This is a genomic window from Arthrobacter sp. FX8, assembly GCF_026723805.1.
GTDB lineage: Bacteria > Actinomycetota > Actinomycetes > Actinomycetales > Micrococcaceae > Arthrobacter.
Window position 1 is genome coordinate 2483453 of record NZ_CP113505.1, and the last position, 23582, is coordinate 2507034.

Here is a 23582-nt window from a genome sequence, read left to right on the forward strand (position 1 = left end):
TCAGCGCAACCACGCGGTGGTGTTGGCCGGCAGCTTGCCGTCCTCCAGCGGGCCGCTGCTGACCAGCACCTTGCCGGCCGGAAGGTCGACAGCGGTGTTCCCGAAGTTGGTCACGGACTGCCACCCGTTGGGGCGCTTGAAGTGCAGGACGTCCGGGTTGCCGTTGTCAACCCATTCGAGGTCCTCGTCCGTCTGCAGTTCACGGCGGAGCTTCAGGGCCTCGCGGTAGAGCTCCAGGGTGGAACCTTCGGTGCCGTCCTGGGCCTCCACGGCGTACTTGCTGAACCAATCCGGCTGCGGCAGGTGGGAGCCGCCGTCGCCGAAGCCGAAGGAGGTGCCTTCCACCTTCCAGGGCAGCGGCACGCGGCAGCCGTCGCGGCCAATCTCCACGCCCTTGTTGCGGTAGAAGGACGGGTCCTGCCGTTCCGATTCGGGAATCTCGGCCACTTCCTGCAGGCCCAGTTCCTCGCCCTGGTACAGGTACGCGGAGCCGGGAACGGCGAGCATCAGGAGGGTGGCGGCCCGCGCACGGCGCTCGCCCAGGTCAACGTCCAGCTGGTCCTTGGGGCCGCCGGCCAGCAGCCAGTCCTTGCCGTCCTGGCCCTTGGCGCCGGCCTTTTCCTTGGCCACCTGCGGCAGCCCGTAGCGGGTGGCGTGCCGTACCACGTCGTGGTTGGAGAACACCCACGTGGAGGAGGCGCCGGTGGCGGCAGCCTCGGCCAGGTTGCGGGTGATGATCTCCTTGAACTCGGCGGCGTCGAAGTCGGCCTGCAGCAGGTCGAAGTTGAACGCCTGTCCCAGGCCCTGGGGGCTGGCATAGCGGGCACGCCTGGTGGCGTGCACCCAGGCTTCGGCGACGGCGGTGCGCGGCGGGTTGTACTCGTTGAACACCTCGCGCCATTCGGCGTAGATCTCGTGCACTTCGTCGCGGTCCCAGAACGGGTGCGTCCCGTCGTCGAATCCGTCCACTCCGGTGTTGGCGGCGCTCAGTTCCAGCTTGGAGAGCAGCGGCTCGGTGAGGTCCTTGGTGAGGGCGTGGGCCACATCGACGCGGAAACCGTCCACGCCGCGGTCGGACCAGAACCGCAGCGTCTTCAGGAAGTCATCCCGGATCTCGCGGTTGGACCAGTTCAGGTCCGGCTGCTCCTTGGCGAAGATGTGCATGTACCACTGGCCCGGGGTGCCGTCCGGTTCGGTGATGCGCTCCCAGGCGGGGCCGCCGAACACAGAGTCCCAGTCCGACGGCGGGAACTCACCGTTGGAGCCCTTGCCGTCACGGAAGATGTAGCGGTCGCGGGCCGGCGAACCCTTCGGCGAGGCCAGGGCTTCCTGGAACCACTTGTGCCGGTTGGAGGAGTGATTGGGGACGATGTCGGCAATGAGTTTGATGCCGGCTTCGTGGAGGGCCTTGGCCATCTCGTCGAAGTCGTCCAGGGTGCCCAGCTTGGGATCCACGTCGCGGTAGTCGTCCACGTCGTAGCCGCCGTCGGCGAGCGCGGAGGGGTAGAACGGGCTCAGCCAGACGGCGTCGATGCCCAGCGACTTCAGGTACGGGACCTTGGCGGTGATGCCCTTCAGGTCACCGATGCCGTCGCCGTTGGAATCGGCAAAGCTGCGCGGGTAGATCTGGTATACGGAGGCCTGGCGCCACCAGTTGGGGTCGGCCGGACGGTCGGAGTCGGACAGGGTTGCCAGCGTGGCAGTGGTGGACAAGGGGTGGTCCTTTTCTTTGCAGCAGGTACATTTATATTGAATCTAAATTTACTTCCCCAAGTATTATCTGGTGCTTTGCTCAGGAAGGTCAACAGCATGCCTGAACTGGTTCCGGCGACTCCCCAGTTGCTGCGGCGGGTCAGTGCCGGCGCGGTGCTCGAATTCCTCCGCGCCTCGGCCGCGGTGACCGTCACGGACGTCATGGCCGCCACGGGCCTGACCCGCGCCACCACCATCGCCGTCTGCGAGGACCTGGTCCGGCGCGGCTGGGTCCTGGAGCGGGAAAACCAGCGCGAGTTCGGCGGGTACCACAAGGGCCGCCCCGCCCGCCGGTTCGAACTCAACGAGCGCGCAGGCGTGGTCCTGGGCATGGACATCGGCTATTCAAAGGTCACCGTGGTGGTTTCCGACCTCCGGGGCAAGACATTGGGACGGTCCAGCCGGCCTTTCCAGGCGGGAGACGTTGGTTCCCGGGAACGCATAGCCTTCATCGACGGCGTAGCCCAGGCGGCCCTGCGGTCCGCAGGAACGGAGCCCGGCCGGGTACTGGCCGTCTGCGCCGGAGTTGCCGCACCGGTGGACCGGCACGGGGAGGTGGTGGCCACGCAGAAGTTCTGGGGGCTGTTCGACCTGGGACTGGGGGCGGCCCTCAAGGAAACCCGGGGCTGGACGGTGCTGCTGGAAAACGACGCCAACCTTGCGGCCCTGGGCGAACGCTGGCAGGGGGCGGCCGCGGGAATTGACGACGTGGTGGTGATCCTGGCCAGCGAACGGCTGGGTTCGGGCATCGTGGAGGGCGGCCGGCTGGTCCACGGAACGCGGGGCAGCGCCGGGGAGCTGGCGTACCTGGACCTGGTGGAAGGCGTGGGCGACACCTACGGCATCGCCCACCTGGCGCGGACCTGGGCCGCCGAAGCCCTGGCCACCCCGGTCCCCACCGCCCTCCGCTCCGTCCCCCACGGGCGGTTGGAAGCTGAGCAGGTCTTTGCGGCGGCGGAACAGGGCGACGCCGTGGCTCTTGGCATCATGGACCGGCTGACGGACAGGATGGCACGGGTGGTGGGAACCGTAGCCACCCTGCTCAATCCGGAGCTGGTGGTGATCGGCGGCGGGGTGGCCGATTCCGCGGGCGTACTCCTTGCACCCATCAGCGAGCGCCTGAAAGACTTCACCGCCACCCCCGCGCGGGTGGCGGTCTCCCCGCTGGGCGACTCAATCGTCACGGTGGGTGCCGTGCGCTGCGCCCTGGACTACGTGGAGCAGAATTCCCTGGACCTGGACCTGGACCTGGAGCTGGCCGCGCCGGTCGCCCCGGCATAACCGAGGCCACGCGCCCCTTGCCCGCCGGGGTCTACGCGCCCGGTTCCAGGGCCGCTGCCACCGGCAGCGTGCCGTCGCGGAACTCGATGGTCCGGCCTGCGGTCTGGGGCAGGTCCAGCACCGCCGCGGCCACGATCGCCGTGTTGGCACGTGACGTGTCACGGTCCCCATCCGGCGACGGGTCCACGTCGATCAGCCCGGTCCCCGGCTTGTCGGTCAGTGCCCCGGGGCCCAGGATGGTCCACGCCAGCCCGCTGCCGCGCAGGTACTCGTCAGCGGCCGCCTTGGCTTCGGCGTAGGCGAAGAAACTGTTGTCTTCCGGCACTCCGTGGTCCTTGCCCGCACCGAAGTAGGACACCATCACGTACCGGTCCACCCCTGCCTGGGCCGCCGCATCCATGGAGCGGATGGCAGCGTCCCTGTCCACCGCGTAGGTGCGGCCGGGGTTGCCGCCGCCAGCCCCGGCGGACCAGACCACGGCGTCATGCCCGGCCAAGGCATCGGCGATGGCCGCCGTCGTGGCATTTTCCACGTCCAGGACCGACGGCGTGGCGCCAGTGGCGGCGACGTCGTCCGCATGGTCCGGATTGCGGATGAACGAGGTGACGGAGTGGCCCTCGCCGGTGAGGAGCTGGGACAGGAGGAGGGCCACTTTCCCGTGGCCGCCGATGATGGCGATGCGTGTCATGCACCCATTCTGCCCGCCCCGGGAGGGATTCGGAGCAGCCATGGTCCACGGAACAGGGCCTTTGTGCCCTGTTCCGCGTTTCCGGCTCCCGCCTAGCTTGGGGGCATGGCTGCCGGACCCCGTGCGGGGTTAGATGGACCCGCATCAGAAGCAATGTTGAAGCTGGGCCGTTTCTTTACCCGGTGGGACCAGACCGACGACGGCAGGGCCGTCTTCCGGGAGGGGGCCGCAAGGGCGACATCTTCTACCGCGACCGGTGGAGCCACGACAAGGTGGTCCGCTCCACCCACGGGGTGAACTGCACCGGTTCCTGCTCCTGGAAGGTGTACGTCAAGGACGGCATCATCACCTGGGAATCCCAGCAGACCGACTACCCGTCGGTGGGCCCTGACAGTCCCGAATACGAACCGAGAGGCTGCCCGCGCGGGGCAGCCTTTTCGTGGTACACCTACTCCCCCACCCGGGTCCGCTTTCCCTACGCACGCGGTGTACTGGTGGAGATGTACCGGGAAGCGAAAGCACGCCTGGGCGACCCGGTCCTGGCCTTCGCCGAGATAGCGGCCGACCCGGACAAGCGCCGGCGCTACCAGCAGGCCCGCGGCAAGGGCGGCCTGGTCCGGGTCTCCTGGCAGGAAGCGATCGAGATTGCCGCCGCCGCCCACGTGAACACCATCAAGACCTACGGCCCGGACCGCTGCGCCGGCTTCTCCCCCATCCCGGCCATGTCAATGGTTTCGCACGCCGTCGGTACGCGCTTCATCCAGCTGATCGGCGGGGTGATGACGTCCTTCTACGACTGGTACGCTGACCTGCCTGTCGCCAGCCCGCAGGTGTTCGGGGACCAGACCGACGTTCCCGAGTCCGGTGACTGGTGGGACGCGCGCTACCTCATGATGTGGGGATCGAACGTCCCGGTCACCCGAACTCCGGACGCGCACTGGATGGCCGAGGTGCGGTACCGCGGCACCAAGGTGGTCACGGTCAGCCCGGACTATGCGGACAACACCAAGTTCGCGGACGAATGGCTTCCCGCCCAGGCGGGAACGGACGCTGCCCTGGCGATGGCGATGGGGCACGTCATGCTGAAGGAATTCTTCGTGGACCGGGACGTGCCGTTCTTCACCGACTACGTGAAGCAGTACACGGACCTTCCGTTCCTGGTCCGGCTGGTGAGGAACGACGACGGCGCGCTGACGCCGTCAAAATTCCTCACTGCGCGTGACATCCCGGCGGAGTCCGGGGCAGAGGACGCTGCGTTCCGCACCGTCCTGTTCGACAAGAAGGCCGCCCGTCCGGCCGTCCCCAACGGGTCCCTGGGCTTCCGCTACTCCGGCAGCGGCGAGGGCAAGTGGAACCTGGACCTCGAGGGGATGGAACCGGCGCTGTCGCTGCGGGAGGTCTCGGGAGAAAGCGCCGAGGTCCTGCTCCCGTGCTTCGAGCAGGCGGACGGCACCGGCAGCGTGCTCCGCCGCGGCGTGCCCGTCATCGAGGTGGAAGGCCAGCTGGCCACCACGGTGTTCGACCTCATGCTCGCGCAGTACGGAGTGGGCCGCGACGGGCTGCCCGGGGATTGGGCCGCCAGCTATGACGACGCCGCCACGCCCTACACCCCGGCATGGCAGGAGGAGATCACCTCCGTACCCGCCCAGGCCTGCATCCGGGTGGCCCGCGAGTTCGCCCGCAACGCCGAGCAGTCCAAGGGCCGGTCCATGATCATCATGGGCGCCGGCATCTGCCAATGGTTCCACGGCGACACCACGTACCGGGCCATCCTGGCGCTGGTGATGCTGACCGGCTGCATGGGACGGAACGGGGGCGGCTGGGCGCACTACGTGGGGCAGGAAAAGACCCGCCCCATCACCGGCTGGGTGTCGCTGGCCAATGCCCTGGACTGGTCCAGGCCGCCGCGCACCATGATCGGCACCGGGTACTGGTACATGCACACGGACCAGTGGCGCCAGGACGGATATTCAGCGGATGCGCTGAAGTCCCCGTTGTCCACCGGCGCCCTGGACGGCCTGCACACCGCGGACGCCATCGCCCAGTCCGCGCGGCTTGGATGGATGCCGTTTTACCCGCAGTTCGACCGCAACCCCCTGGACCTCGCCGACGAGGCGGAGGCCGCCGTCGCCGCCGGAACCGCCAAGGACACCCCCAGCTATATCGCGGACGCACTCAAGAACCGGACACTGAACCCGGCCATCGAGGACGTGGACGCCCCGGAGAACTGGCCGCGCACGCTGATCCTGTGGCGCTCCAACCTGTTCGGTTCCTCCGCCAAGGGCAATGAGTACTTCCTGCGGAACCTGCTGGGCACCCACAACAACGTCCTGGGCACGGATGCCGAGGGACTTAAACCCAAGGATGTGAAGTGGCACGAAAAGGCGCCGGAAGGAAAGCTGGACTTCCTGGTCTCCGCGGACTTCCGGATGACCTCCACCACGCTGCTCTCCGACGTCGTGTTCCCGGCCGCCACGTGGTACGAGAAGCACGACCTGTCCTCCACGGACATGCACCCGTTTGTGCACGCCTTCACCCCAGCAATCGACCCGCCGTGGGAAACCAAAACGGACTTCGAGATGTTCCACCTGCTGGCCGGGGAGTTCTCCCGGATGGCCAAGACCCACCTGGGCGTCCGCCGGGACCTGGTCAGCGTGCCGCTGCAGCACGACACCCCGGGCCAGCTGGCCCAGCCCGGGGGATCGTGCGGGACTGGCGTGACACGGACATTCCCGCCGTACCGGGCCAGAACATGCCCGCCTTTTCGGTGGTGGAGCGGGACTACACGGCCATCGCGGACAAGCTCGCCGCCGTCGGGCCCCTGGCCGACAAGCTCGGTTTCACCGTCAAGAACGTCACGTACAAACTCGCCGGCCCGTTGGAGCGGCTCAGCCGTTCCAACGGCGTGATGCTCGGCGGCGCAGCGGACGGGCGGCCGGCGATCGACACCGACGCGAAAATGGCCGAGGCCATCCTGGCCTTCTCCGGCACCACCAACGGTGCGCTGTCCGTGCAGGGCTTCAAAGACCTCGAAGTCCGCACCGGAAGGAAGCTGGCGGACCTGTCCGAGGGCTCCGAGGAAAAGTTCATCACCTTCGCCCAGACCCAGGCCGGACCGGTCCCCGTGATCACGTCGCCGGAATGGTCAGGCTCCGAAACGGGCGGCCGGCGCTACGCCCCGTTCACCATCAACATCGAACGGCTCAAGCCCTTCCATACCCTGACGGGGCGGATGCATTTCTTCCTGGACCACGACTGGATCACGGACATCGGCGAGGGGCTGCCCATCTACCGGCCGCCGCTGGACATGCACCGGCTCTTCGGCGAACCCAAACTGGGCCGGAATGGGGAGCTGGAAGTGGTGGTCCGGTACCTGACGCCGCATTCCAAGTGGTCCATCCACTCCGAATACCAGGACAACCTGCTCATGCTCTCGCTCTCCCGCGGCGGCCCCACGGTCTGGATGAGCCCCGCCGACGCCGAGGCGATCCAGGTCAAGGACAACGACTGGGTGGAGTGCCTGAACATCAACGGGGTCCTGGTGGCCCGGGCGATCGTCAGCCACCGGATGCCGGCCGGCGTGGTCTACGTCCACCACGCACAGGAACGCACCATCGACGTACCGAAGTCTGAAGCCACGGGACGGCGCGGCGGCATCCACAACTCGGTGACCCGGCTGCTGGTCAAGCCTTCGCACCTGATCGGCGGCTACGCCCAGCTGGCCTACGCGTTCAACTACCTCGGCCCCACCGGGAACCAGCGCGACATGGTTGCCACCGTCCGCCGTCGTTCCCAGGAGGTGCAGTACTGATGCGTGTCATGGCTCAAATGGGCATGGTCATGAACCTGGACAAATGCATCGGCTGCCACACCTGTTCCGTGACCTGCAAGCAGGCCTGGACCAACCGTGCGGGCACCGAGTACGTCTGGTTCAACAACGTGGAAACCCGGCCCGGGCAGGGGTATCCGCGCCGCTACGAGGACCAGGAGAGGTGGCACGGCGGCTGGGTGCTGAACAAGCGCGGCAAGCTGGTGCTGAAAGCCGGGGGCCGGGTGAAGAAGCTCCTGGGGATCTTCGCCAGCCTCGTCCAGCCCGAGCTCAAGGACTACTACGAGCCGTGGACCTACGACTACAAGACCCTCGTGGACGCGCCGCTGGGCGACGACTTCCCGGTGGCCCGGCCCAAGTCCCTGATCACCGGCAAAGACACGAAAATCACGTGGTCCGCGAACTGGGACGACGACCTGGGCGGCTCCACCGAAAACGGCCACCTGGACCCGATCGTGGAGAAGGTGCGGCGCGAGTCCGAGGACAAGATCAAGTTCGCCTACGAGCAGACGTTCATGTTCTACCTGCCGCGGATCTGCGAGCACTGCCTGAACCCGTCCTGCATGGCGTCCTGCCCCTCCGGCGCGATCTACAAGCGGGTGGAGGACGGGATTGTGCTGGTGGACCAGGACAAGTGCCGTGGCTGGCGGCAGTGCGTCACCGGCTGCCCGTACAAGAAGATCTACTTCAACCACAAGACGGGCAAGGCCGAGAAGTGCACCTTCTGCTATCCAAGGGTGGAGGTGGGGCTGCCGACGGTCTGTTCGGAGACCTGCGTGGGCCGGCTGCGGTACCTGGGGTTGTTCCTGTACGACGCCGACGCCGTCACCGCGGCGGCCGCGGTCACCGACCCCAAGGAACTCTACGACGCCCAGATGGACGTGCTGCTGGACCCGAACGACCCCGCCGTCCAGGCCGAGGCCCGCGCCCAGGGGATCCCCGAGGACTGGATCGACGCCGCGCGGCGCTCGCCGGTCTACGCCCTGGCCAAGGTCTACAAGGTGGCACTCCCGCTGCACCCCGAGTACCGCACCATGCCGATGGTCTGGTATGTGCCGCCGCTCTCACCCGTTGTGGACCTGCTGCGGGACCAGGGGCACGACGGCGAGGACCACGGCAATCTTTTTGGCGCCATTGATGCGCTGCGCATCCCGGTGGAGTATCTCGCGGAACTGTTCACCGCGGGCGATGCGGACCGGGTCACGGCCGTACTGAAGAAGCTGGCCGCCATGCGTTCCTACATGCGCGGCATCAGCCTCGGCAACGACCCGGACGACTCGATCCCCGAGGCCGTGGGCATGGACGGCCAGACCATGTACGAGATGTACCGGCTGATGGCCATTGCCAAATACGACGAACGGTACGTCATTCCCAAGGCGCACGTGGAGCAGGCCCACGACCTGGAGGAGATGGGCTGCTCGCTGGATTTCGACGGCGGCCCTGGCATGCAGGATTCGGCACCCTTCGGGGAGGCGAGCGGCAGGCCCGTCCCGGTGGCCGTGGACACCTTCCACGCCCTGCGCGACCGGCAGACAAGTGACGAGGTCTCCGCGGGGACGGGCCTGAAGGGCAGGGTGAACCTGCTGAACTGGGACGGCCGCGGGGCGCCGCCCGGCCTGTTCCCGGACAAGGGGCACGAAGCGGATACCCTCGACGCTGCGGAGGACCGGCCGTGAACCGCCACGACCAGGTGGTGTACCTGGCAGCGGCCTGGTGCCTGTCCTATCCCGATGAGGACCTGGTGCAGCGGGTTCCCCTGGTCCGGGCAGCGCTTTCCGAGTTTCCCGGTGCTTTGCCGGCATTTGCGCCGGTACTGGACCTTCTCGAGGCCACCCCGCCCATGGAACTGCAGGCCCAATATGTCCGCGAGTTCGATCTCGGCCGGCGGCACCCGCTGCATTTGAGCTACTGGACCGATGGCGACACCCGGCGCCGCGGTGAGGTGCTGGGCTTCTTCAAGGAGGCCTACCGGCACAGCGGCGCCCTGGTGGACCTGGACGGGGAACTTCCCGACTACCTGCCCATGGTGCTGGAATTCGCTGCCCGGGTGGATTCCGCGGCCGGACGCACCCTGCTGAAGCGTTACCGGGCCAGCTTGGAGATGCTTCGGCTGGGGCTGCTTCGGGACAACCTGCCGCATGCCACGATCCTGGCGGCCATCTGCGCCACCTTGCCCGGGAAGTCACCCCAGGACGAGCAGGAAGTGATGCGCATGGCCGGATACGGTCCACCCTCCGAAAGCGTGGGACTGGATCCCTACGACCCGCGGCTTTTGCCGGTCAGGAGGGCCTGACCATGCCCGCACTCAAGGCGTCCACCGTGGCGGAGCCGGGACCCGCCGTCGTCCTCAACGCCTGGGATACCGTCCTGTGGGGCGTCCTGCCCTATGTCATGGTGGTGGTGCTGGTGGGCGGGCTGGTGTGGCGCTACCGGTACGACCAGTTCGGCTGGACCACCCGGTCCTCCCAGCTTTACGAATCCCGGCTCCTGAGGATCGCCTCCCCGCTTTTCCACTTCGGGCTGCTTGCGGTCATCGCCGGGCACTTCTTCGGCCTGGTGATCCCGATGGCCTGGACGGCGGCGGCGGGCATGAGCCAGGACTTCTACCACTTCAACGCCCTGCTGGTGGGCGGCATCGCCGGGGTGGGAACGCTGGGCGGGATCGCGCTGCTGATCTACCGGCGGCGCACCACCGGCCCGGTCTTCATGGCGACCACCAGGAACGACAAGACCATGTACGTGGTGCTGACCGCGGCCATCGTCCTTGGCCTGTGGACCACCCTGGCCAGTGTGTTCGATGGAGAACACGGGCACAACTACCGGGAAACGGTGGCGCCGTGGTTCCGGTCGCTGTTCATCTTCCAGCCGGACATCGCGGCGATGGCCGCTGCGCCGTTAACCTTCCACCTGCACACCTTGGTGGGCATGGCGCTGTTCGTCATCTGGCCGTTCACGCGCCTGGTGCACGCATTCACGGCACCCCTGCACTACCTTTTCCGCCCGTACATCGTCTACCGCTCGCGGGACAGGGAAACGAAGGGCCGGGGCTGGTCCGCCGTTGGCACGCCGGACAGGGACACCCGCAACCGCTGACCGGCGGTGCGTTTGGATCATGGTGAGGAGCAGGAAGTGGCCGGAATGACCACAGCGCCGGGCACCTGGAGGGCGCTGAACCTTGCGCTGGCGACGGCGGCATCCGTGGCAGGTTTCTGGGCATGGAACTCCGTGGCCACGCTGGGCGCCTTCTACGTCCAGAACCTGTCCCTGACGCCGGCCAGCACCGGGATCCTGGTGGCCATGCCGGTGTTCGTCGGTTCGCTGGGACGGATCGTGGTGGGCACGCTCACGGACAAGTACGGCGGCAGGGCCATGTTCACCTTCGTGCTCCTGGCCGCCATCCCTCCCCTCCTCCTGGTGTCGGTCGGCGGCCTCCTGAGTTCCTTCGCGCTGGTACTGGGGGCCGGGCTGCTGCTCGGCGTGGCAGGGACCGTTTTCGCCGTCGGGATCCCGTTCGTCAGCGCCTGGTACCAACCAGCCCGCCGCGGGTTCGCCACCGGTGTCTTCGGCGCCGGGATGGGCGGCACGGCGCTGGCGGCATTTCTGAATCCCCGGCTTGTGGCCGGGATCGGATACTTTCAGACGCACCTGCTGATCGCCGGCGTCCTGGCCGTGATGGCGGCGCTGGTGTGGTTCGCCATGAAGGAATCCCCGGATTGGGCGCCCAGCCACCTGCCGGTGCTGCCCAAACTCCTCGACGCTGCCAGGACGGCAGTCACCTGGAAGATGTGCTTCCTCTACGCCGTGGTCTTCGGCGGTTTCGTTTCCTTCGCCACTTACCTGCCCACCTATCTGCGGGACGTGTACAGTTTCGATCCCTCCGGCGCCGGCGCCCGGACCGCCGGGTTTGCCCTGGCCGCTGTCCTGGCCCGTCCGGTGGGCGGGGTCCTGGCTGACAAGCTGGGCCCGAAACCGGTAGTCCTCACCGCCCTTGCCGCCGTCGCGGTCCTGGGCTGGGTGGTGAACATGCGGCCCGACGGCGAAGTCCCCGCCGGTGCCACATTCGTTGCCATGGCGGCGGCGCTGGGTCTGGGAACGGGCGGCGTGTTTGCGTGGGTCGGCGTCCTGTCACCGGCGGGGAAGGTGGGCAGCATCAGCGGCATCGTGAGCGCCGCTGGCGGATTGGGCGGATACTTCCCCCTCTGGTCATGGGCGCCGCCTATGACGCAGCGACCCGCAGCTATTCGATCGGGCTGCTCCTGCTGGTGGGCACCGCGCTGGTGGCCCTGTTGTTCACCCTCTTCGCGGTCCAGCCCAGGACGGGTGCGCCGGCGGTTCAGAGGACTCCGTAGCGCAGGTACACCACGCCGTTTCCGAACGGGCGTTCCTCCAGCAGTTCCAGCCGGGCCTCCAGTCCGTCCGGCAGGAAGCGCAGGCCGCCGCCCACGGCAACCGGGGTGATGAAGAACTGGCATTCGTCCACCAGGCCGGCGTTGAGGGCGTGTGCCGTCAGCGTGGGGCCGCCGATGCTGATGTTCCTGTCCGTGCCGGCCTTCATGTCCCGCACCGTCTCCGGGCGGAACTGCCGCTCCAGCCTGGTGCGGGGCGTGGGAGCGATGGCCAGCGTCGTCGAGTACACCACCTTGTCCGCCCCCTGCCAGATCCGGGCATAGTCCTGGATCACCGAAGGATCCCCGGACGTGCCCATGGTTTCCCAGACAGACATCACCTGGTACATCCGCCGCCCCAGGAGGTAGGTGCCCACATCCCGCTCCAGGTCGTTGATGAAACCGTGGACCTCCACATCCGGCGCGGACCAGTTGAAGTTGCCGTCCTTGTCTGCCGTGTAGCCGTCGAGGGACATGATTGCGGAGTAGATCAGCTTCGCCATGGCCCCATTCTGCCGCCGGATATCAGGCCCGCATAGGTTTTCGGCGCTGCTTGCGGCATTCCTGGGCTTGTTCGCACATCCGTGCCTTCTACTCGGGTCATTGCGAACAAGGCTAGGACCGCAGCATCCGGCAAAGCCTTACTGCTGCCGCGACACCAGGTACTGCTGTCCCAGGGTCCAGAGGTTGGAAACCGTCCAGTAGACCAGGACTCCGATGGGGAAGAAGATCCCGCCCACGCCGAAGACCACGGGCAGGACGTACAGCAGGACTTGCTGCTGGCGCATCAGGAGACTGTCGCTGTCCTGGCCGTCCATGGTCCGTGCGGCCACAAGTTTCTGCGTCAGGAATTGGCTGGCGATCATCACCAGGATCATGACGACGGCGAGCACAGCCACGGCGGCCGGGTCGCCTGCGCCGTGCAGCAGGGAGGCTGACAGAGGTGCCCCGAAGATGCTGGACGAGTCGAACTGGATCACCTGGTCGTGGCCCATCACCCCGATGCCCACACCCTGGCGGGATGCATTGGAAACTCCTGACAGCACCTGGAAAAGCGCCAGGAAGAACGGTGCCTGGATCAACAGCGGCAGGCATGCAGAGAACGGGTTGGTGCCGTGCTTTTTGTAAAGGGCCATCTGTTCCTGGGCCATGGCCTGCCGGGACGCAGGGTCTGTCCTGCCCTTGTACCTGTCATGGAGCTCCTTCAGGTCCGGCTGCAGGAGCCGCATCCTGCGCTGGGCCCTCACCTGGGCCAGGAACACCGGGATTAGTGCTGCGCGGATGACCAGGACCAGCCCGATGATGGACAGCGTCCAGGTCCAGCCGCCCGCCGCCGGCATGCCCACGGCGGCCAGCCCGTCGTGGAAAGCCACCATGATGGCGGACACCAGCCACCGGAACGGCTGCATCACCGCCGTGAAAAAGTCCACCGATCCCCCGTCCGCCAATTGCTGCCAAGCTACTGCGGATCCGGGAAACAGGAAAGCCCCCGGAACCTTGCGGATTCCGGGGGCTTGGCCGCCGCAGACAGGTATTGGTTTGGGGAAGGCCAAGGGGGCAGACAGGACGTTCAGCGGCCCCTCGGCCCCGTGTGTGGGACATGCAGGATGAATCTTCAGTCTGTTTGGACGAAAAGGAAGAGGAAGAGGAAGGCCGCACCCATGGCTAAGCCGATCCACATGCTGATCAGGCGTGTCTTCTTGTACTGCCTGGTTTTGCCCCGCTGGTCTGCCATGAGCCACTGATCGTACAGCACCAGCGAGGCCACGATAATCGCGGCAGAAATCGATAAGTAGGTGAACGACATGGCTCAATCTCGACCTGCGGGGCCTACAGAGCGTCACGCCCTTCAGTTTCTGATTTCACCCGATAGTGCCGCGCACGGCTCAGGATGATCCCAAGCCTGCTCACGCAGGCGATGACCAGAACCGTGCCTGTTGCCGCGAAAAAAATATCGACCCCGGTCCAGCCTTCCCAATCGAACCGCACCAGGGTTGGAATAAGCAGGCATAAGCCGAGGATGAAGCCCCACCAAGGCAGAATCCAGCCCTCGTGCCCGTCAGATGACGTAGTGCCCATGCTTCCACCTTCCCAATAGGGCGTCCACGGAGCTTCCTGGTGTGGTGAGGCGGGCGGCCGCCGTAAGGAACCACCCGCCTCGTCCAGCAGCTGGGGAGTCAAAGCCAGCGGCTGGGTACTTTATCTACAGGCCAAGCAGCCTGTTGTGCCCTGACGGGCCCTAATATGGCGTGACATATGCCACTTTTCTGCTCAGTCCAACCTAATAGTAAGCATGCTGAGCAGTCAACACCGGCCGCTTAGATAAGTGCCTTGAAGTCGAGACGCCGCTAGAGATGGATGGACTTGCAGCAAACAGAAAAGCCCCCGGGATCCATGGATCCCGGGGGCTTAGCCTGTAGCGGTGGGGAGGCTCGATCTCCCGACCTCACGATTATGAGTCGTGCGCTCTAACCAACTGAGCTACACCGCCACGAATGAGAAAAACCTGCGTCAAGCCGGTCAAACCGCCTTGACGCAGGCCCTCATTCAGAGCCCCCACCGGAATCGATCCGGTGACCTCGTTCTTACCAAGAACGCGCTCTACCACTGAGCTAGGGGGGCAACGAGTAAATACTCTACCGGAAGATTTACGCACCAACAAATCGGCGACCGGAGCCCCTTCCGGACGGTCGGGCAAGTGCTTTTCCGGGCTGCGGAAGCATGTTTTTCCGCGGAATTCCGGGGCTGGAGGGGTGATGGGAAGCAGGGCGGACGACGGCGGCAGGCGCCATCCCAGGGCCCCTCGCCACCGTGCCGGAGCCCGAATGTGGCGAGTCCCACACCAGTACGGTTAAACGCCGATGGGCCGGCTCGAAAGCCGGCCCATCGCCGTCGTCAATTCCTCAACGCCGGGGGTTTACCACTTGCCCTTGCGGTTGAAGTCGCGGTGCCCGCCCTCGCTGCCGCTGCGGGGCTTGCGGGAGCCGTCGCCGTGGCCGCCGAAGCGGGAGTCGCCCGACTGGCCGCGGTCGCTGAAGGAGCGCTCGCTGTACGAACGGCCGCCGCGGTCAGCGGAGGACCGCTCGCCGTCGTTCTTGCGGAATTCCTTCTTGAACCCGCCGTTGCCCTTGAAGTTGCCTCCCCGGTCGCCGCCGCGGCTGCCCTGGTAGGCACCGCGGTCACCGGACGGCTTGCGGCCGTTGTCCAGTTCGAGGTGGATCAGCTCGCCGCCGATCCGCGTGCGGGACAGGGCCTTCAGCTGGTCGGGGCTCAGGTCCGCGGGCAGCTCCACCAGGGAGTGGTCCGAGCGGATGTCGATGCCGCCGATCTGCGCGGAGGAGATGCCGCCTTCGTTGGCAATGGCGCCCACGATGGAGCCGGGCATGACGCGCTGGCGGCGTCCCACCGCGATCCGGTAGGTGGCATTGCCCTCGGTCAGCGCACGGGTCGGCCCACGTGAGCCGAAGCCGTCCTTGGAGCGCTCGCGCTTCTGGAATTCAGGAGCGGCAGGCAGTTCCTTGACCAGCAGCGGCTGCCCGCCCTGCGCCATTACGGCAAGGGCGGCAGCGATCTCTGCTGCGGGAACGTTGTGCTCCTCCTCGTAGGACGCGATGAGGTCCCGGAACGCCGCGACGTCCTCGGAGGCGAGGGTCTCGGTGATGCGCTCGGCGAACTTGCCCAGGCGCAACGTGTTCACGGTCTCGGCCGTGGGCAGGTGCATCTGCTCCACCGGCTGGCGGGTGGCCTTTTCGATGGAACGCAGCAGGTACTTCTCCCGCGGCGTCATGAACAGGATGGCGTCACCGGAACGGCCTGCACGGCCGGTGCGGCCGATGCGGTGCACGTAGGACTCGGTGTCGTGCGGGATGTCGTAGTTGATGACGTGGCTGATGCGTTCCACGTCAAGGCCACGGGCGGCGACGTCGGTGGCCACCAGGATGTCGATGCGGCCTTCCTTCAGCGCGTCAACAGTGCGCTCGCGCTGCTGCTGCGGGATGTCACCGTTGATGGCGGCGGCCTGGAAACCGCGGGACTTCAGCTTGTCAGCAAGGTCCTCGGTGGCCATCTTGGTGCGCACGAAGGCGATGACGCCGTCGAAGTCTTCCACCTCGAGGATGCGGGTCATGGCGTCGAGCTTGTGCGGGCCCATGACCTGCAGGTACCGCTGGCGGGTGTTGGCGCCGGTGGTGGTCTTGGACTTGACGGAGATCTCGGCGGGATCGTTCAGGTACTGCTTGGACATGCGGCGGATCTGGCTCGGCATGGTGGCGGAGAACAGTGCCACCTGGCGGTCCGACGGCGTCTGCTGGAAGATCTGCTCAACGTCCTCGGCGAAGCCCATGCGCAGCATCTCGTCGGCCTCGTCCAGCACCAGGTACTGGAGTTCGGACAGGTCCAGGGAACCCTTAGAGATGTGGTCGATCACGCGGCCGGGGGTACCAACAACCACTTGGGCGCCGCGGCGCAGGCCGGCCAGCTGGGGCCCGTAGGCGGAGCCGCCGTAGACGGGCAGGACGGTGAAGTCGTCGATGTGCTTGGCGTAGGAGGTGAAGGCCTCGGCCACCTGGAGGGCCAGCTCGCGGGTGGGTGCCAGGACCAGGGCCTGGGTCTTGCGGGACGGGCCGTTGAGGTCGTGGAGCTCGGCCAGGCGGGACAGTGCCGGTACTGCGAATGCTGCAGTCTTACCGGTGCCGGTCTGGGCGAGGCCCACGACGTCGCGGCCTTCAAGCAGCAGCGGGATGGTTGCTGCCTGGATGGGGGAAGGCTTTTCGTAGCCAACGTCCTGCAGGGCGGCCAGGACGCGGCCGTCGATGCCAAGGTCGGCGAACTTCACGGTGTTTTCTTCTGCCTCAGCGGCAGGGGCGTCCGCAGCGGCAGGAGCCTCGGCGGCGGGAGCGGTTGCGGGAGCCTCGGCGGCGGGAGCCACGGGGGCATCCTCAACAACGGCGGTGGTTTCGTTCTGGTTTTCGGGCATAGGGGGATATTCCTCATCCATAGGGGGCCAGGCGGCACTACCCGAGGTGAGCGGAGCCGCAGTACGCGTGCCGATTGATGCCGGGCAAACGTTGACCGGCCGGTCACAGAAGTCCGGCGCTTTCGCAATCCCGTGGCAGGACTTCGCGCTGCATCTCTTGGCTGCTATCCCAGCAGTCTGTACAGCGTTTTCTTTAGCCGGCTCTCCCTATGAAAATGCCCGCATCGCTTGTGCGGGCCCCAACACTTGCCAGTCCTGCCTCAAAAATTGGGCAGGAATAAGGGATTTCCGGAGTGGGGGATATTTCAAGTGTAAGGTACGGACGCCATTGACCGCCAATTCAATGCCCGACGACGGCGGTGAGCTTGCGCACACAGCCCGCCCTGGGCAGGGGTGCTACTGCCCCAGCCGCCGCAGCAGCAGCCCAAACTTGGTGTGGTATTCGTCCTGGAGCCGGATCTCGCCGTCGGCCTCTGCATTGCGGAGCGCCTCGATGACCTCCGCGTCCGGCTCACTGAACCACTGGCCGATCGTGATGCCGTGGCGCGGCACGAAGGTCCGCTGGATGGGGTCGCCGGCGCGGATGCTGCCGGTGCGAATGACGCGCAGGTAGGTCCCCACCCGCCCCTCCTCGGTGAACCGCTTCACCCACTGCGGTTCCTTCATCCGGCGCTGGAACGTGGCGCAGGGGACGCGCGGCGAGGTGACCTCGAGTTCGACGTCGGCCCCAACCTTCCAGCGCTCCCCGATGACGGCGTGGGTGGCTTCGATGCCGGCCACCCGCAGGTTCTCGCCAAACATGCCCGGCGGCAGCTCGCGTCCCAGGGTGCGCGCCCAGAAGTCGGCGTCGGCCTGGGAATAGGCGTAGACGGCCTGATCCTCTCCGCCGTGATGCACCCGGTTGGCCTGGATGTCTCCCCGCAGGCCCAGCTTGTGGACCTTCACCGGACCGTCCGCCGGGCGCTTGTCGATGGCCGTCACGCCAACGTTTCCCTGGTCCGCGATGAGCTGGTGGACGCGGCAGACAGCAAGGACAGAACCAGATTCCATGGCATCCAGTCTAGGGTTCCCCCGCGGCGGGCTCCCTGCGGCTCGGGGATGGGCAGTTCTCCCCTGCCGTCGAGCGCGGTTTTACTCGCAGCCGGCCTGCCCAGGGATTACGCTGATCCGAGGATTGCAATTGGGGGTGCAGCGCTGTGCCCAATTCACGTGGACAACTGAAGGGGACGCTGTGGATTCAAACACCATGGACCCGAACGAGGATCCCAGCAAGGAGCCGGACATCGCTTCCGAAGTGGAGCACGGCGCGTCCGGCCGGCCGCAACCGGGAACCGGCAGCAGCACCGCCAAGCCTCCGCCCTGGCAGGTCCCCAAGCCGGACCTGCGCCCCGAACTCCTCAATGAACCGGTCACCCCTGTCGACCCGTTCGCGCGGGAGCGGGAAAAGCAGCTCAATGACGCGGCCGCACGGAAGAAGCGTTCCCAGCGGCGTACCGTGATGGTGGGCCTGGGCGTGACAGCCCTCCTGGCCGGGACCATCACTGCCGTGGTGGCCAGCAATGAGGATGATCCCGAGTACGCGCAGGTGTGCTTCAACGACGAAACCGGCGAGCGCGTGGCGGACACCAAATGCGATAGCTCTGCGGGCCGCGGGGGCGGCATCTACGCCTGGTACTTCTACTCCCGCGGGGCAAGTGTTCCGCCCATTGGCCAGAACCGGTCCACCGCGCCCAACTACACGCGGACCGTCCCCAGCGGCGCAAAGGCCTCCACGGGGTACAGCAGCCAGGGCGGCACGGTCAGCCGCGGCGGTTTCGGCTCCAGCGCCAAGAGCGGCTCAAGCGGTGGCGGCGGCAAGGTCTCGGGGGGCTGACGGATGAAGAGGATGTTGTCCGAACCCCGGCCGGGCTGGAAGCAGAAGATCGAAGAGCAGGGCCTGGTGTTCTCCACCACCACCATGGACGACGGGCGCCGGATCGAGTACTGGAACGAATCCGCGTACTACGAGTTCACCATGGACGAGGTGGAGACCCTTGAAGTGGCGGCCGAGGAGATGCACCGGATGTGCCTGGAAGCCGCGAAGTTCCTGGCCACCGGGGCCATGGGCAGCATCGGCATCGGTCCCCAGGCACTGGAACTGGCGGCCGCATCGCTGCAGGCCGGCGACGTGGATGTTTACGGCCGGTTCGACTTCATCTACGACGGCCGGGGCGGGCCGGCCAAGATGCTCGAATACAACGCCGACACCCCCACCGGACTCATCGAGGCCGCCGTCGCCCAATGGTTCTGGCTCCAGGACGTGTTTCCGGAGAAGGACCAGTGGAACGGCATCCACGAGGCCCTCATCCGGCAGTGGAAGAAATTCCAGTACCGCACCGGCATGAGCACCCTCCACGTGGCCCACTCCGAGGTGGAGGAATCCGGCGAGGACTGGATGACCGCCGCGTACATGCGCGACGTCGCCGGCCAGGCGGGGTGGACCACCATCGGGATCAACATGTCCGATATCGGCTGGGACCCCAACCTGAACCGCTTCGTGGACCTGGACAACTTCCTGATCAACACCATCTTCAAGCTCTATCCCTGGGAGCTGATGATGAAGGAGGAGTTCGGGCCCCGCCTGCTGGAGCGGGCGCACAACCCGCGCTGGGTGGAACCCGCCTGGAAGATGCTGCTCTCCAACAAGGCCCTGCTGGCCGCCCTGTGGCATCTGTACCCCGGCCATCCCAACCTGCTGCCCGCGTACCTCACGGATCCGGGGCCGCTGAAGGAGTGGGTGGGCAAGCCCCTCCACGGCCGTGAAGGCGACAACATCCGGATCCACGCGGACGGGATCAGCCTGGAGCAGCCCGGCGGCTACGGGCGGGAGGGCTGGTGCTACCAGCAGTACCACCCATTGCCGGACTTCGACGGCAACCATCCGGTGCTGGGCCTCTGGGTGGTGGACGGCGAGTCCGTGGGCTGCGGCATCCGGGAATCGGACGGGCCGGTCACGGACTACTTCTGCCGCTTCGTCCCCAACACCATTGACGCGCCGGCGCCGCTTTCGGCGGTGGCCGACTCCACCAAGGCAGGAATCGTTCTATGAAACCGGTGACAGCATGAGCACGGACATGACGACGACGGGCGGCCCCGGGCGCGGGACCGGCACCACCGTGCCGGCCAAGGGACTGCGGGCCGGCATCCTGGACCTGGGCGACTCCGTGATGCTGGGGCTGGCCTCCACCGCGCCGGTGTACTCCCTCGCCGCCACCCTGGGCCTGATCGTTGCAGTCAACGGCAACTACACTCCCCTGATCCTGCTGCTGGGCTTCATCCCGGTCCTGTTCATCGCCTACGCGTTCCGCGAGCTGAACAGCGCCATCCCGGACTGCGGCACCACCTTCACGTGGTCCCGCCAGGCCTTCGGCCCCTGGGCAGGCTGGCTGGGCGGCTGGGGCGTGGCCCTGGCCGGAATCGTGGTCCTGGCCAACCTCGCCCAGGTAGCGGGGAAGTATCTTTGGCTGCTGGTGGGCGACGGATCGCTGGCGGAGAACACCTTGCTGGTCACCGGCACGGGGCTGCTGTTCATCATCCTCATGACCTTGGTGAACTACCGCGGGATCCGGCTCGGCGAGCACGTCCAGCGCGTGCTGACCTACGTGCAGTACATTGCGCTGGGCATTTTCGCACTGGCCATCGTGGTGCGGATCGTGGGCGGGGCACCGGAAGGGCAGGCCTTTGACCTGGAATGGTTCAACCCGGCCGGCGCCTTTGCCGACCCCGGCGCCGTAGTACACGGCGCCCTCCTTGCCCTGTTCATCTATTGGGGCTGGGACACCTGCCTGGCGGTGAACGAGGAGACCGAGAACCCGTCCACCACACCCGGCCGCGGCGCCGTGATCTCGGCGTTCGTCCTGGTGGCAATCTACGTTTCCGTGGCACTGCTGGTGATGATGTACGCCACCGTGGGCTCGGAAGGGATCGGCCTGGGCAACGAGGCCAACCAGGACGATGTGTTCCTGGCCATGAAGGACGTGGTGCTGGGCCCGTGGGGCTGGCTGATCGTCGTCGCGGTTCTTGCCTCGGTGCTGTCCTCCACCCAGACCACCATCCTGCCCACGGCCCGCGGGACCCTCTCCATGGGGGTCCACGGCGCGCTGCCGGCAAAGTTCGCAGAGGTGCATCCGCGCAATCAGACCCCGGGATTTTCCACCCAGGTGATGGGAGGCGCCGCCGCGGCCTACTACGTGGCCATGAGCTTCCTGAGCGAGAACCTGCTGGCGGACTCCATCAGTGCCATCAGCCTTTTCATCGCGTTCTACTACGCCCTGACCGGCTTCGCCTGTTTCTGGTACTTCCGCGGAACCCTGCGGGCATCGGCGCGCAACCTCTGGTTCCGCGGCATCCTCCCCTCGCCGGCGCGCTGCTCCTGACCGCCGCCTTCTTCATTTCGGCGGTCCAGATGTGGGACCCGGCGTACGGCGACACCCAAATCTTCGGTGTCGGCGGCGCCTTTGTGAGCGGGGTGCTGCTGCTGGCGCTGGGCGTGGTCCTCGCGGCCGCGTGCCGTTTCATGCCGTCCACCCGCGGATACTTCCAGGTGAAGAAATGACTGGTGAAGCCGTGACCGCGGGCCCGTCGGACGTCCTGGACCTCGACTCCCTGCTGTCCGCGGAGGAACTGGAGCTCCGGCAAAAGGTCCGCGACTTCACCCGGCAGCGGATCAAACCGGACATCGCCCGCTGGTACGAGGACGCCGTCTTTCCCCTCGACCTCGCGACGGAACTGGGTGAGCTGGGCGTCCTGGGGATGCACCTGGACGGCTATGGCTGCCCGGGCCGGTCCGCCGTCGAATACGGCCTGGCGGCCATGGAACTGGAGGCCGGCGATTCCGGCATCCGCACCTTCGTGTCCGTCCAGGGCTCGCTGGCCATGACGGCCATCCATACCTGGGGATCCGAGGAGCAGAAGCAGGAGTGGCTGCCCCGGATGGCGGCCGGGGAGGTCATCGGGTGCTTCGCCCTGACCGAGCCAACGGCGGGTTCAGATCCCGCCTCCATGGCCACTTTCGCGGAGCGGGATGGCAGCGGGGATGACGCCGGCTGGGTGCTCAACGGTGCCAAGCGCTGGATCGGGCTCGCCTCAGTGGCCGGGGTGATGGTGGTCTGGGCCATGACGGACGACGGCGTCCACGGCTTCCTTGTTCCGGCGGGCACCCCCGGCGTGACTGCCACGCCTATCCGGCAGAAGCTGTCCATGCGCGCCTCCATCCAGTGCGATGTGGTGTTCGACGACGTCCGGCTGGGTCCCGAGGCCCTGCTCCCGGGAGCGCGGGGGCTGCGTGGGCCGTTCACCTGCCTGAACGAGGCCCGGTACGGCATCGCCTGGGGTGCCATGGGCGCCGCCCGGGATTCCTACGAAACCGCCCTGGCGTACTCGCAGGAGCGGCTGCAGTTCGGCAGGCCGCTGGCCGGCTACCAGCTCACGCAGGAGAAGCTGGTGAACATGCTGGTGGAAATCCAGAAGGGCACCCTGCTGGCGCTGCACCTGGGCCGGCTGAAGGACGCCGGAAGCATCCGGCCGGAGCAGATTTCGCTGGCCAAGCTGAACAACGTCCGCGAGGCGATTGCCGTGGCCCGGGAGGCGCGGTCCATCCTGGGCGGCAACGGCATCACCACGGACTATTCACCGCTGCGGCACGCCGCGAACCTGGAGTCGGTCCGCACCTATGAGGGCACGGACGAGGTGCACACCCTGATCCTTGGCCGGCACATCACCGGCCTGGACGCCTTCCACTGACCCCTCCCCCAACCAGCTAGCAGTAGATGCCGTTTTGGGGGCCCAAAACGGCATCTACTGCGAGTCAGTTGGGAGGGCGCGGCGCGAAGGGGGTGCAGGGCACTCAGGCCGAGAAGCCGCCGTCCGCCTTGATCAGCTGCCCGGATACCCAGCGGCCGGCCGGGGACAGGAGGAACGCGACGGTGCCGGCGACATCGGCCGGGGTGCCGAGCCTCCCGGTGGGCTGGCGCGCGGTGAGCTCCCGGCGGACCTCCGGGGACATCCAGCCGGTGTCCACCGGCCCCGGGTTGAGCACGTTGGCCGAGATCCCCTGCGGACCCAGCTCGCGGGCGGCGGCGATGACGATCCGGTCCAGGGCACCCTTCGAGGCACCGTACGGAAGGTTGAACGCCGTATGGTCACTGGTCAGCGCAACGATCGCGCCGCCGTCGTCCGGTGCCTGCCGCGCAAAGGCGGCGATCAGCTGCCAGCTGGCGCGTGTGTTGACGGCGAAGTGGCGGTCAAAGGATTCGATACTGGTGTCCAGCACGCCCGAATCCACCGATTCAGCGTGGCTGAGCACCAGGCCCTGAAGCGGGCCCGCCAGCTGCCCGGCCTCGGCCACCAGCCTGTCCGGGACGCCGGGATCCTGGAGGTCTGCCGACAAGACCTGGACCTTGGCGCCAATCGCTTCCAGCTCGGCGGTGAGGCGGACCACGTCCTCGGGTTCGCTCCCCCACGGCATGCGGGCGTCGTAGTCGGCCCAGTAGGACAGGGCCAGGTCCCAGCCGTCCGCCGCGAGCTGCCGGGCAATGCCGGCCCCAATGCCGGCAAGCCGTCCCACGCCGGTGACCAGGGCAACGGGACGGACAGGGGCGGGTGCGACGGGTTCCATCCGACCAGCCTAGCCGC

Annotated in this window: 16 protein-coding genes, 2 tRNA genes and 3 pseudogenes; 10 read left to right on the forward strand and 11 right to left on the reverse strand. The window is 67.0% G+C overall.

Features of this window, described 5'->3' with window-relative positions:
- Positions 1 to 1713, reverse strand: coding sequence for a glycoside hydrolase family 13 protein (locus tag OUO20_RS11450; RefSeq protein WP_268001753.1), 1713 nt, complete (start codon positions 1711 to 1713; stop codon positions 1 to 3).
- Positions 1714 to 1809: 96 nt separating this feature from the next.
- Between OUO20_RS11450 and OUO20_RS11455 the strand changes: the two genes are divergently transcribed.
- The gene (locus OUO20_RS11455; protein WP_268001754.1) at positions 1810 to 3033 is read left to right on the forward strand and encodes an ROK family transcriptional regulator; all 1224 of its coding nucleotides are present in this window, start codon (positions 1810 to 1812) and stop codon (positions 3031 to 3033) included.
- Between the two features lie 31 nt (positions 3034 to 3064).
- Here OUO20_RS11455 and OUO20_RS11460 read toward each other — a convergent pair whose 3' ends face one another.
- The gene (locus tag OUO20_RS11460) at positions 3065 to 3721 is read right to left on the reverse strand and encodes an SDR family oxidoreductase (RefSeq protein ID WP_018769078.1); all 657 of its coding nucleotides are present in this window, start codon (positions 3719 to 3721) and stop codon (positions 3065 to 3067) included.
- A gap of 105 nt (positions 3722 to 3826) precedes the next feature.
- On the opposite strand from OUO20_RS11460, the pseudogene OUO20_RS11465 reads away from it, so the two are divergent.
- The 5 genes and pseudogenes from OUO20_RS11465 to OUO20_RS11485 all read left to right on the forward strand — a co-directional run bounded on the left by OUO20_RS11465 (position 3827) and on the right by OUO20_RS11485 (position 11899).
- Positions 3827 to 7532 (forward strand): annotated as a pseudogene (locus OUO20_RS11465) (nitrate reductase subunit alpha).
- Complete coding sequence (gene narH / locus OUO20_RS11470; RefSeq protein WP_268001755.1) at positions 7532 to 9226, forward strand: nitrate reductase subunit beta; 1695 nt, start codon at positions 7532 to 7534, stop codon at positions 9224 to 9226. Before OUO20_RS11465 ends, narH begins: the two are co-directional and overlap by 1 nt.
- Complete coding sequence (gene narJ / locus OUO20_RS11475) at positions 9223 to 9843, forward strand: nitrate reductase molybdenum cofactor assembly chaperone (protein ID WP_268001756.1); 621 nt, start codon at positions 9223 to 9225, stop codon at positions 9841 to 9843. The genes narH and narJ overlap by 4 nt, the downstream gene beginning before the upstream one ends.
- A gap of 2 nt (positions 9844 to 9845) precedes the next feature.
- Complete coding sequence (narI, locus tag OUO20_RS11480) at positions 9846 to 10643, forward strand: respiratory nitrate reductase subunit gamma (RefSeq protein ID WP_268001757.1); 798 nt, start codon at positions 9846 to 9848, stop codon at positions 10641 to 10643.
- 45 nt (positions 10644 to 10688) lie between these two features.
- Positions 10689 to 11899 (forward strand): annotated as a pseudogene (locus tag OUO20_RS11485) (MFS transporter).
- On the opposite strand, the gene OUO20_RS11490 reads toward OUO20_RS11485, so the two are convergent.
- From OUO20_RS11490 to OUO20_RS11525, 8 genes are all read right to left on the reverse strand, one after another.
- Positions 11884 to 12438 (reverse strand): dihydrofolate reductase family protein, encoded by a 555-nt coding sequence (locus OUO20_RS11490; protein ID WP_268001758.1) that lies wholly within the window; start codon positions 12436 to 12438, stop codon positions 11884 to 11886. The pseudogene OUO20_RS11485 and the gene OUO20_RS11490 overlap by 16 nt on opposite strands.
- 138 nt (positions 12439 to 12576) lie before the next feature.
- Positions 12577 to 13365: a membrane protein insertase YidC gene (gene yidC / locus OUO20_RS11495; RefSeq protein ID WP_268001759.1), complete on the reverse strand. Its 789-nt coding sequence runs from the start codon at positions 13363 to 13365 to the stop codon at positions 12577 to 12579.
- 185 nt (positions 13366 to 13550) lie between these two features.
- The gene (locus OUO20_RS11500) at positions 13551 to 13742 is read right to left on the reverse strand and encodes a hypothetical protein (RefSeq protein ID WP_018769070.1); all 192 of its coding nucleotides are present in this window, start codon (positions 13740 to 13742) and stop codon (positions 13551 to 13553) included.
- 23 nt (positions 13743 to 13765) lie between these two features.
- Positions 13766 to 14014: a hypothetical protein gene (locus OUO20_RS11505; protein WP_056393080.1), complete on the reverse strand. Its 249-nt coding sequence runs from the start codon at positions 14012 to 14014 to the stop codon at positions 13766 to 13768.
- Positions 14015 to 14352: 338 nt separating this feature from the next.
- A tRNA-Met gene (locus OUO20_RS11510) sits at positions 14353 to 14426 on the reverse strand.
- A 60-nt stretch (positions 14427 to 14486) separates the two neighbouring features.
- Positions 14487 to 14557: transfer RNA gene (locus OUO20_RS11515), tRNA-Thr, on the reverse strand.
- Between the two features lie 295 nt (positions 14558 to 14852).
- Positions 14853 to 16910 carry a DEAD/DEAH box helicase gene (locus tag OUO20_RS11520; protein WP_018769068.1) on the reverse strand — a complete coding sequence of 686 codons (2058 nt, stop codon included), beginning with the start codon at positions 16908 to 16910 and terminating at the stop codon, positions 14853 to 14855.
- A 396-nt stretch (positions 16911 to 17306) separates the two neighbouring features.
- Positions 17307 to 17960, reverse strand: coding sequence for an MOSC domain-containing protein (locus OUO20_RS11525; protein ID WP_018769067.1), 654 nt, complete (start codon positions 17958 to 17960; stop codon positions 17307 to 17309).
- 181 nt (positions 17961 to 18141) lie between these two features.
- Here OUO20_RS11525 and OUO20_RS11530 point away from each other — a divergent pair, with 181 nt between their 5' ends.
- The 4 genes and pseudogenes from OUO20_RS11530 to OUO20_RS11545 all read left to right on the forward strand — a co-directional run bounded on the left by OUO20_RS11530 (position 18142) and on the right by OUO20_RS11545 (position 22691).
- Positions 18142 to 18783, forward strand: a complete 642-nt coding sequence (locus OUO20_RS11530; RefSeq protein ID WP_268001760.1) for a Tat pathway signal protein — start codon at positions 18142 to 18144, stop codon at positions 18781 to 18783.
- Positions 18784 to 18786: 3 nt separating this feature from the next.
- The gene (locus tag OUO20_RS11535; RefSeq protein ID WP_026265733.1) at positions 18787 to 19998 is read left to right on the forward strand and encodes a glutathionylspermidine synthase family protein; all 1212 of its coding nucleotides are present in this window, start codon (positions 18787 to 18789) and stop codon (positions 19996 to 19998) included.
- Positions 19999 to 20011: 13 nt separating this feature from the next.
- Positions 20012 to 21504: pseudogene (locus tag OUO20_RS11540) on the forward strand (APC family permease).
- Positions 21501 to 22691: an acyl-CoA dehydrogenase family protein gene (locus OUO20_RS11545; RefSeq protein WP_268001761.1), complete on the forward strand. Its 1191-nt coding sequence runs from the start codon at positions 21501 to 21503 to the stop codon at positions 22689 to 22691. Before OUO20_RS11540 ends, OUO20_RS11545 begins: the two are co-directional and overlap by 4 nt.
- A gap of 103 nt (positions 22692 to 22794) precedes the next feature.
- Here OUO20_RS11545 and OUO20_RS11550 read toward each other — a convergent pair whose 3' ends face one another.
- Positions 22795 to 23565: an SDR family oxidoreductase gene (locus OUO20_RS11550; protein WP_018769062.1), complete on the reverse strand. Its 771-nt coding sequence runs from the start codon at positions 23563 to 23565 to the stop codon at positions 22795 to 22797.
- Positions 23566 to 23582: the final 17 nt, after the last annotated feature.

What these genes read in the sequence shown, in the direction of transcription:
- OUO20_RS11505 (WP_056393080.1), bottom strand. Translation starts at nt 14,014, where the DNA reads ATGGGCACTACGTCATCTGACGGGCACGAGGGCTGGATTCTGCCTTGG.
- OUO20_RS11460 (WP_018769078.1), bottom strand. Translation starts at nt 3,721, where the DNA reads ATGACACGCATCGCCATCATCGGCGGCCACGGGAAAGTGGCCCTCCTC.
- OUO20_RS11545 (WP_268001761.1), top strand. Translation starts at nt 21,501, where the DNA reads ATGACTGGTGAAGCCGTGACCGCGGGCCCGTCGGACGTCCTGGACCTC.
- narI (WP_268001757.1), top strand. Translation starts at nt 9,846, where the DNA reads ATGCCCGCACTCAAGGCGTCCACCGTGGCGGAGCCGGGACCCGCCGTC.
- OUO20_RS11535 (WP_026265733.1), top strand. Translation starts at nt 18,787, where the DNA reads ATGAAGAGGATGTTGTCCGAACCCCGGCCGGGCTGGAAGCAGAAGATC.
- OUO20_RS11525 (WP_018769067.1), bottom strand. Translation starts at nt 17,960, where the DNA reads ATGGAATCTGGTTCTGTCCTTGCTGTCTGCCGCGTCCACCAGCTCATC.
- narH (WP_268001755.1), top strand. Translation starts at nt 7,532, where the DNA reads ATGCGTGTCATGGCTCAAATGGGCATGGTCATGAACCTGGACAAATGC.
- OUO20_RS11500 (WP_018769070.1), bottom strand. Translation starts at nt 13,742, where the DNA reads ATGTCGTTCACCTACTTATCGATTTCTGCCGCGATTATCGTGGCCTCG.
- OUO20_RS11490 (WP_268001758.1), bottom strand. Translation starts at nt 12,438, where the DNA reads ATGGCGAAGCTGATCTACTCCGCAATCATGTCCCTCGACGGCTACACG.
- OUO20_RS11520 (WP_018769068.1), bottom strand. Translation starts at nt 16,910, where the DNA reads ATGCCCGAAAACCAGAACGAAACCACCGCCGTTGTTGAGGATGCCCCC.
- OUO20_RS11455 (WP_268001754.1), top strand. Translation starts at nt 1,810, where the DNA reads ATGCCTGAACTGGTTCCGGCGACTCCCCAGTTGCTGCGGCGGGTCAGT.
- OUO20_RS11550 (WP_018769062.1), bottom strand. Translation starts at nt 23,565, where the DNA reads ATGGAACCCGTCGCACCCGCCCCTGTCCGTCCCGTTGCCCTGGTCACC.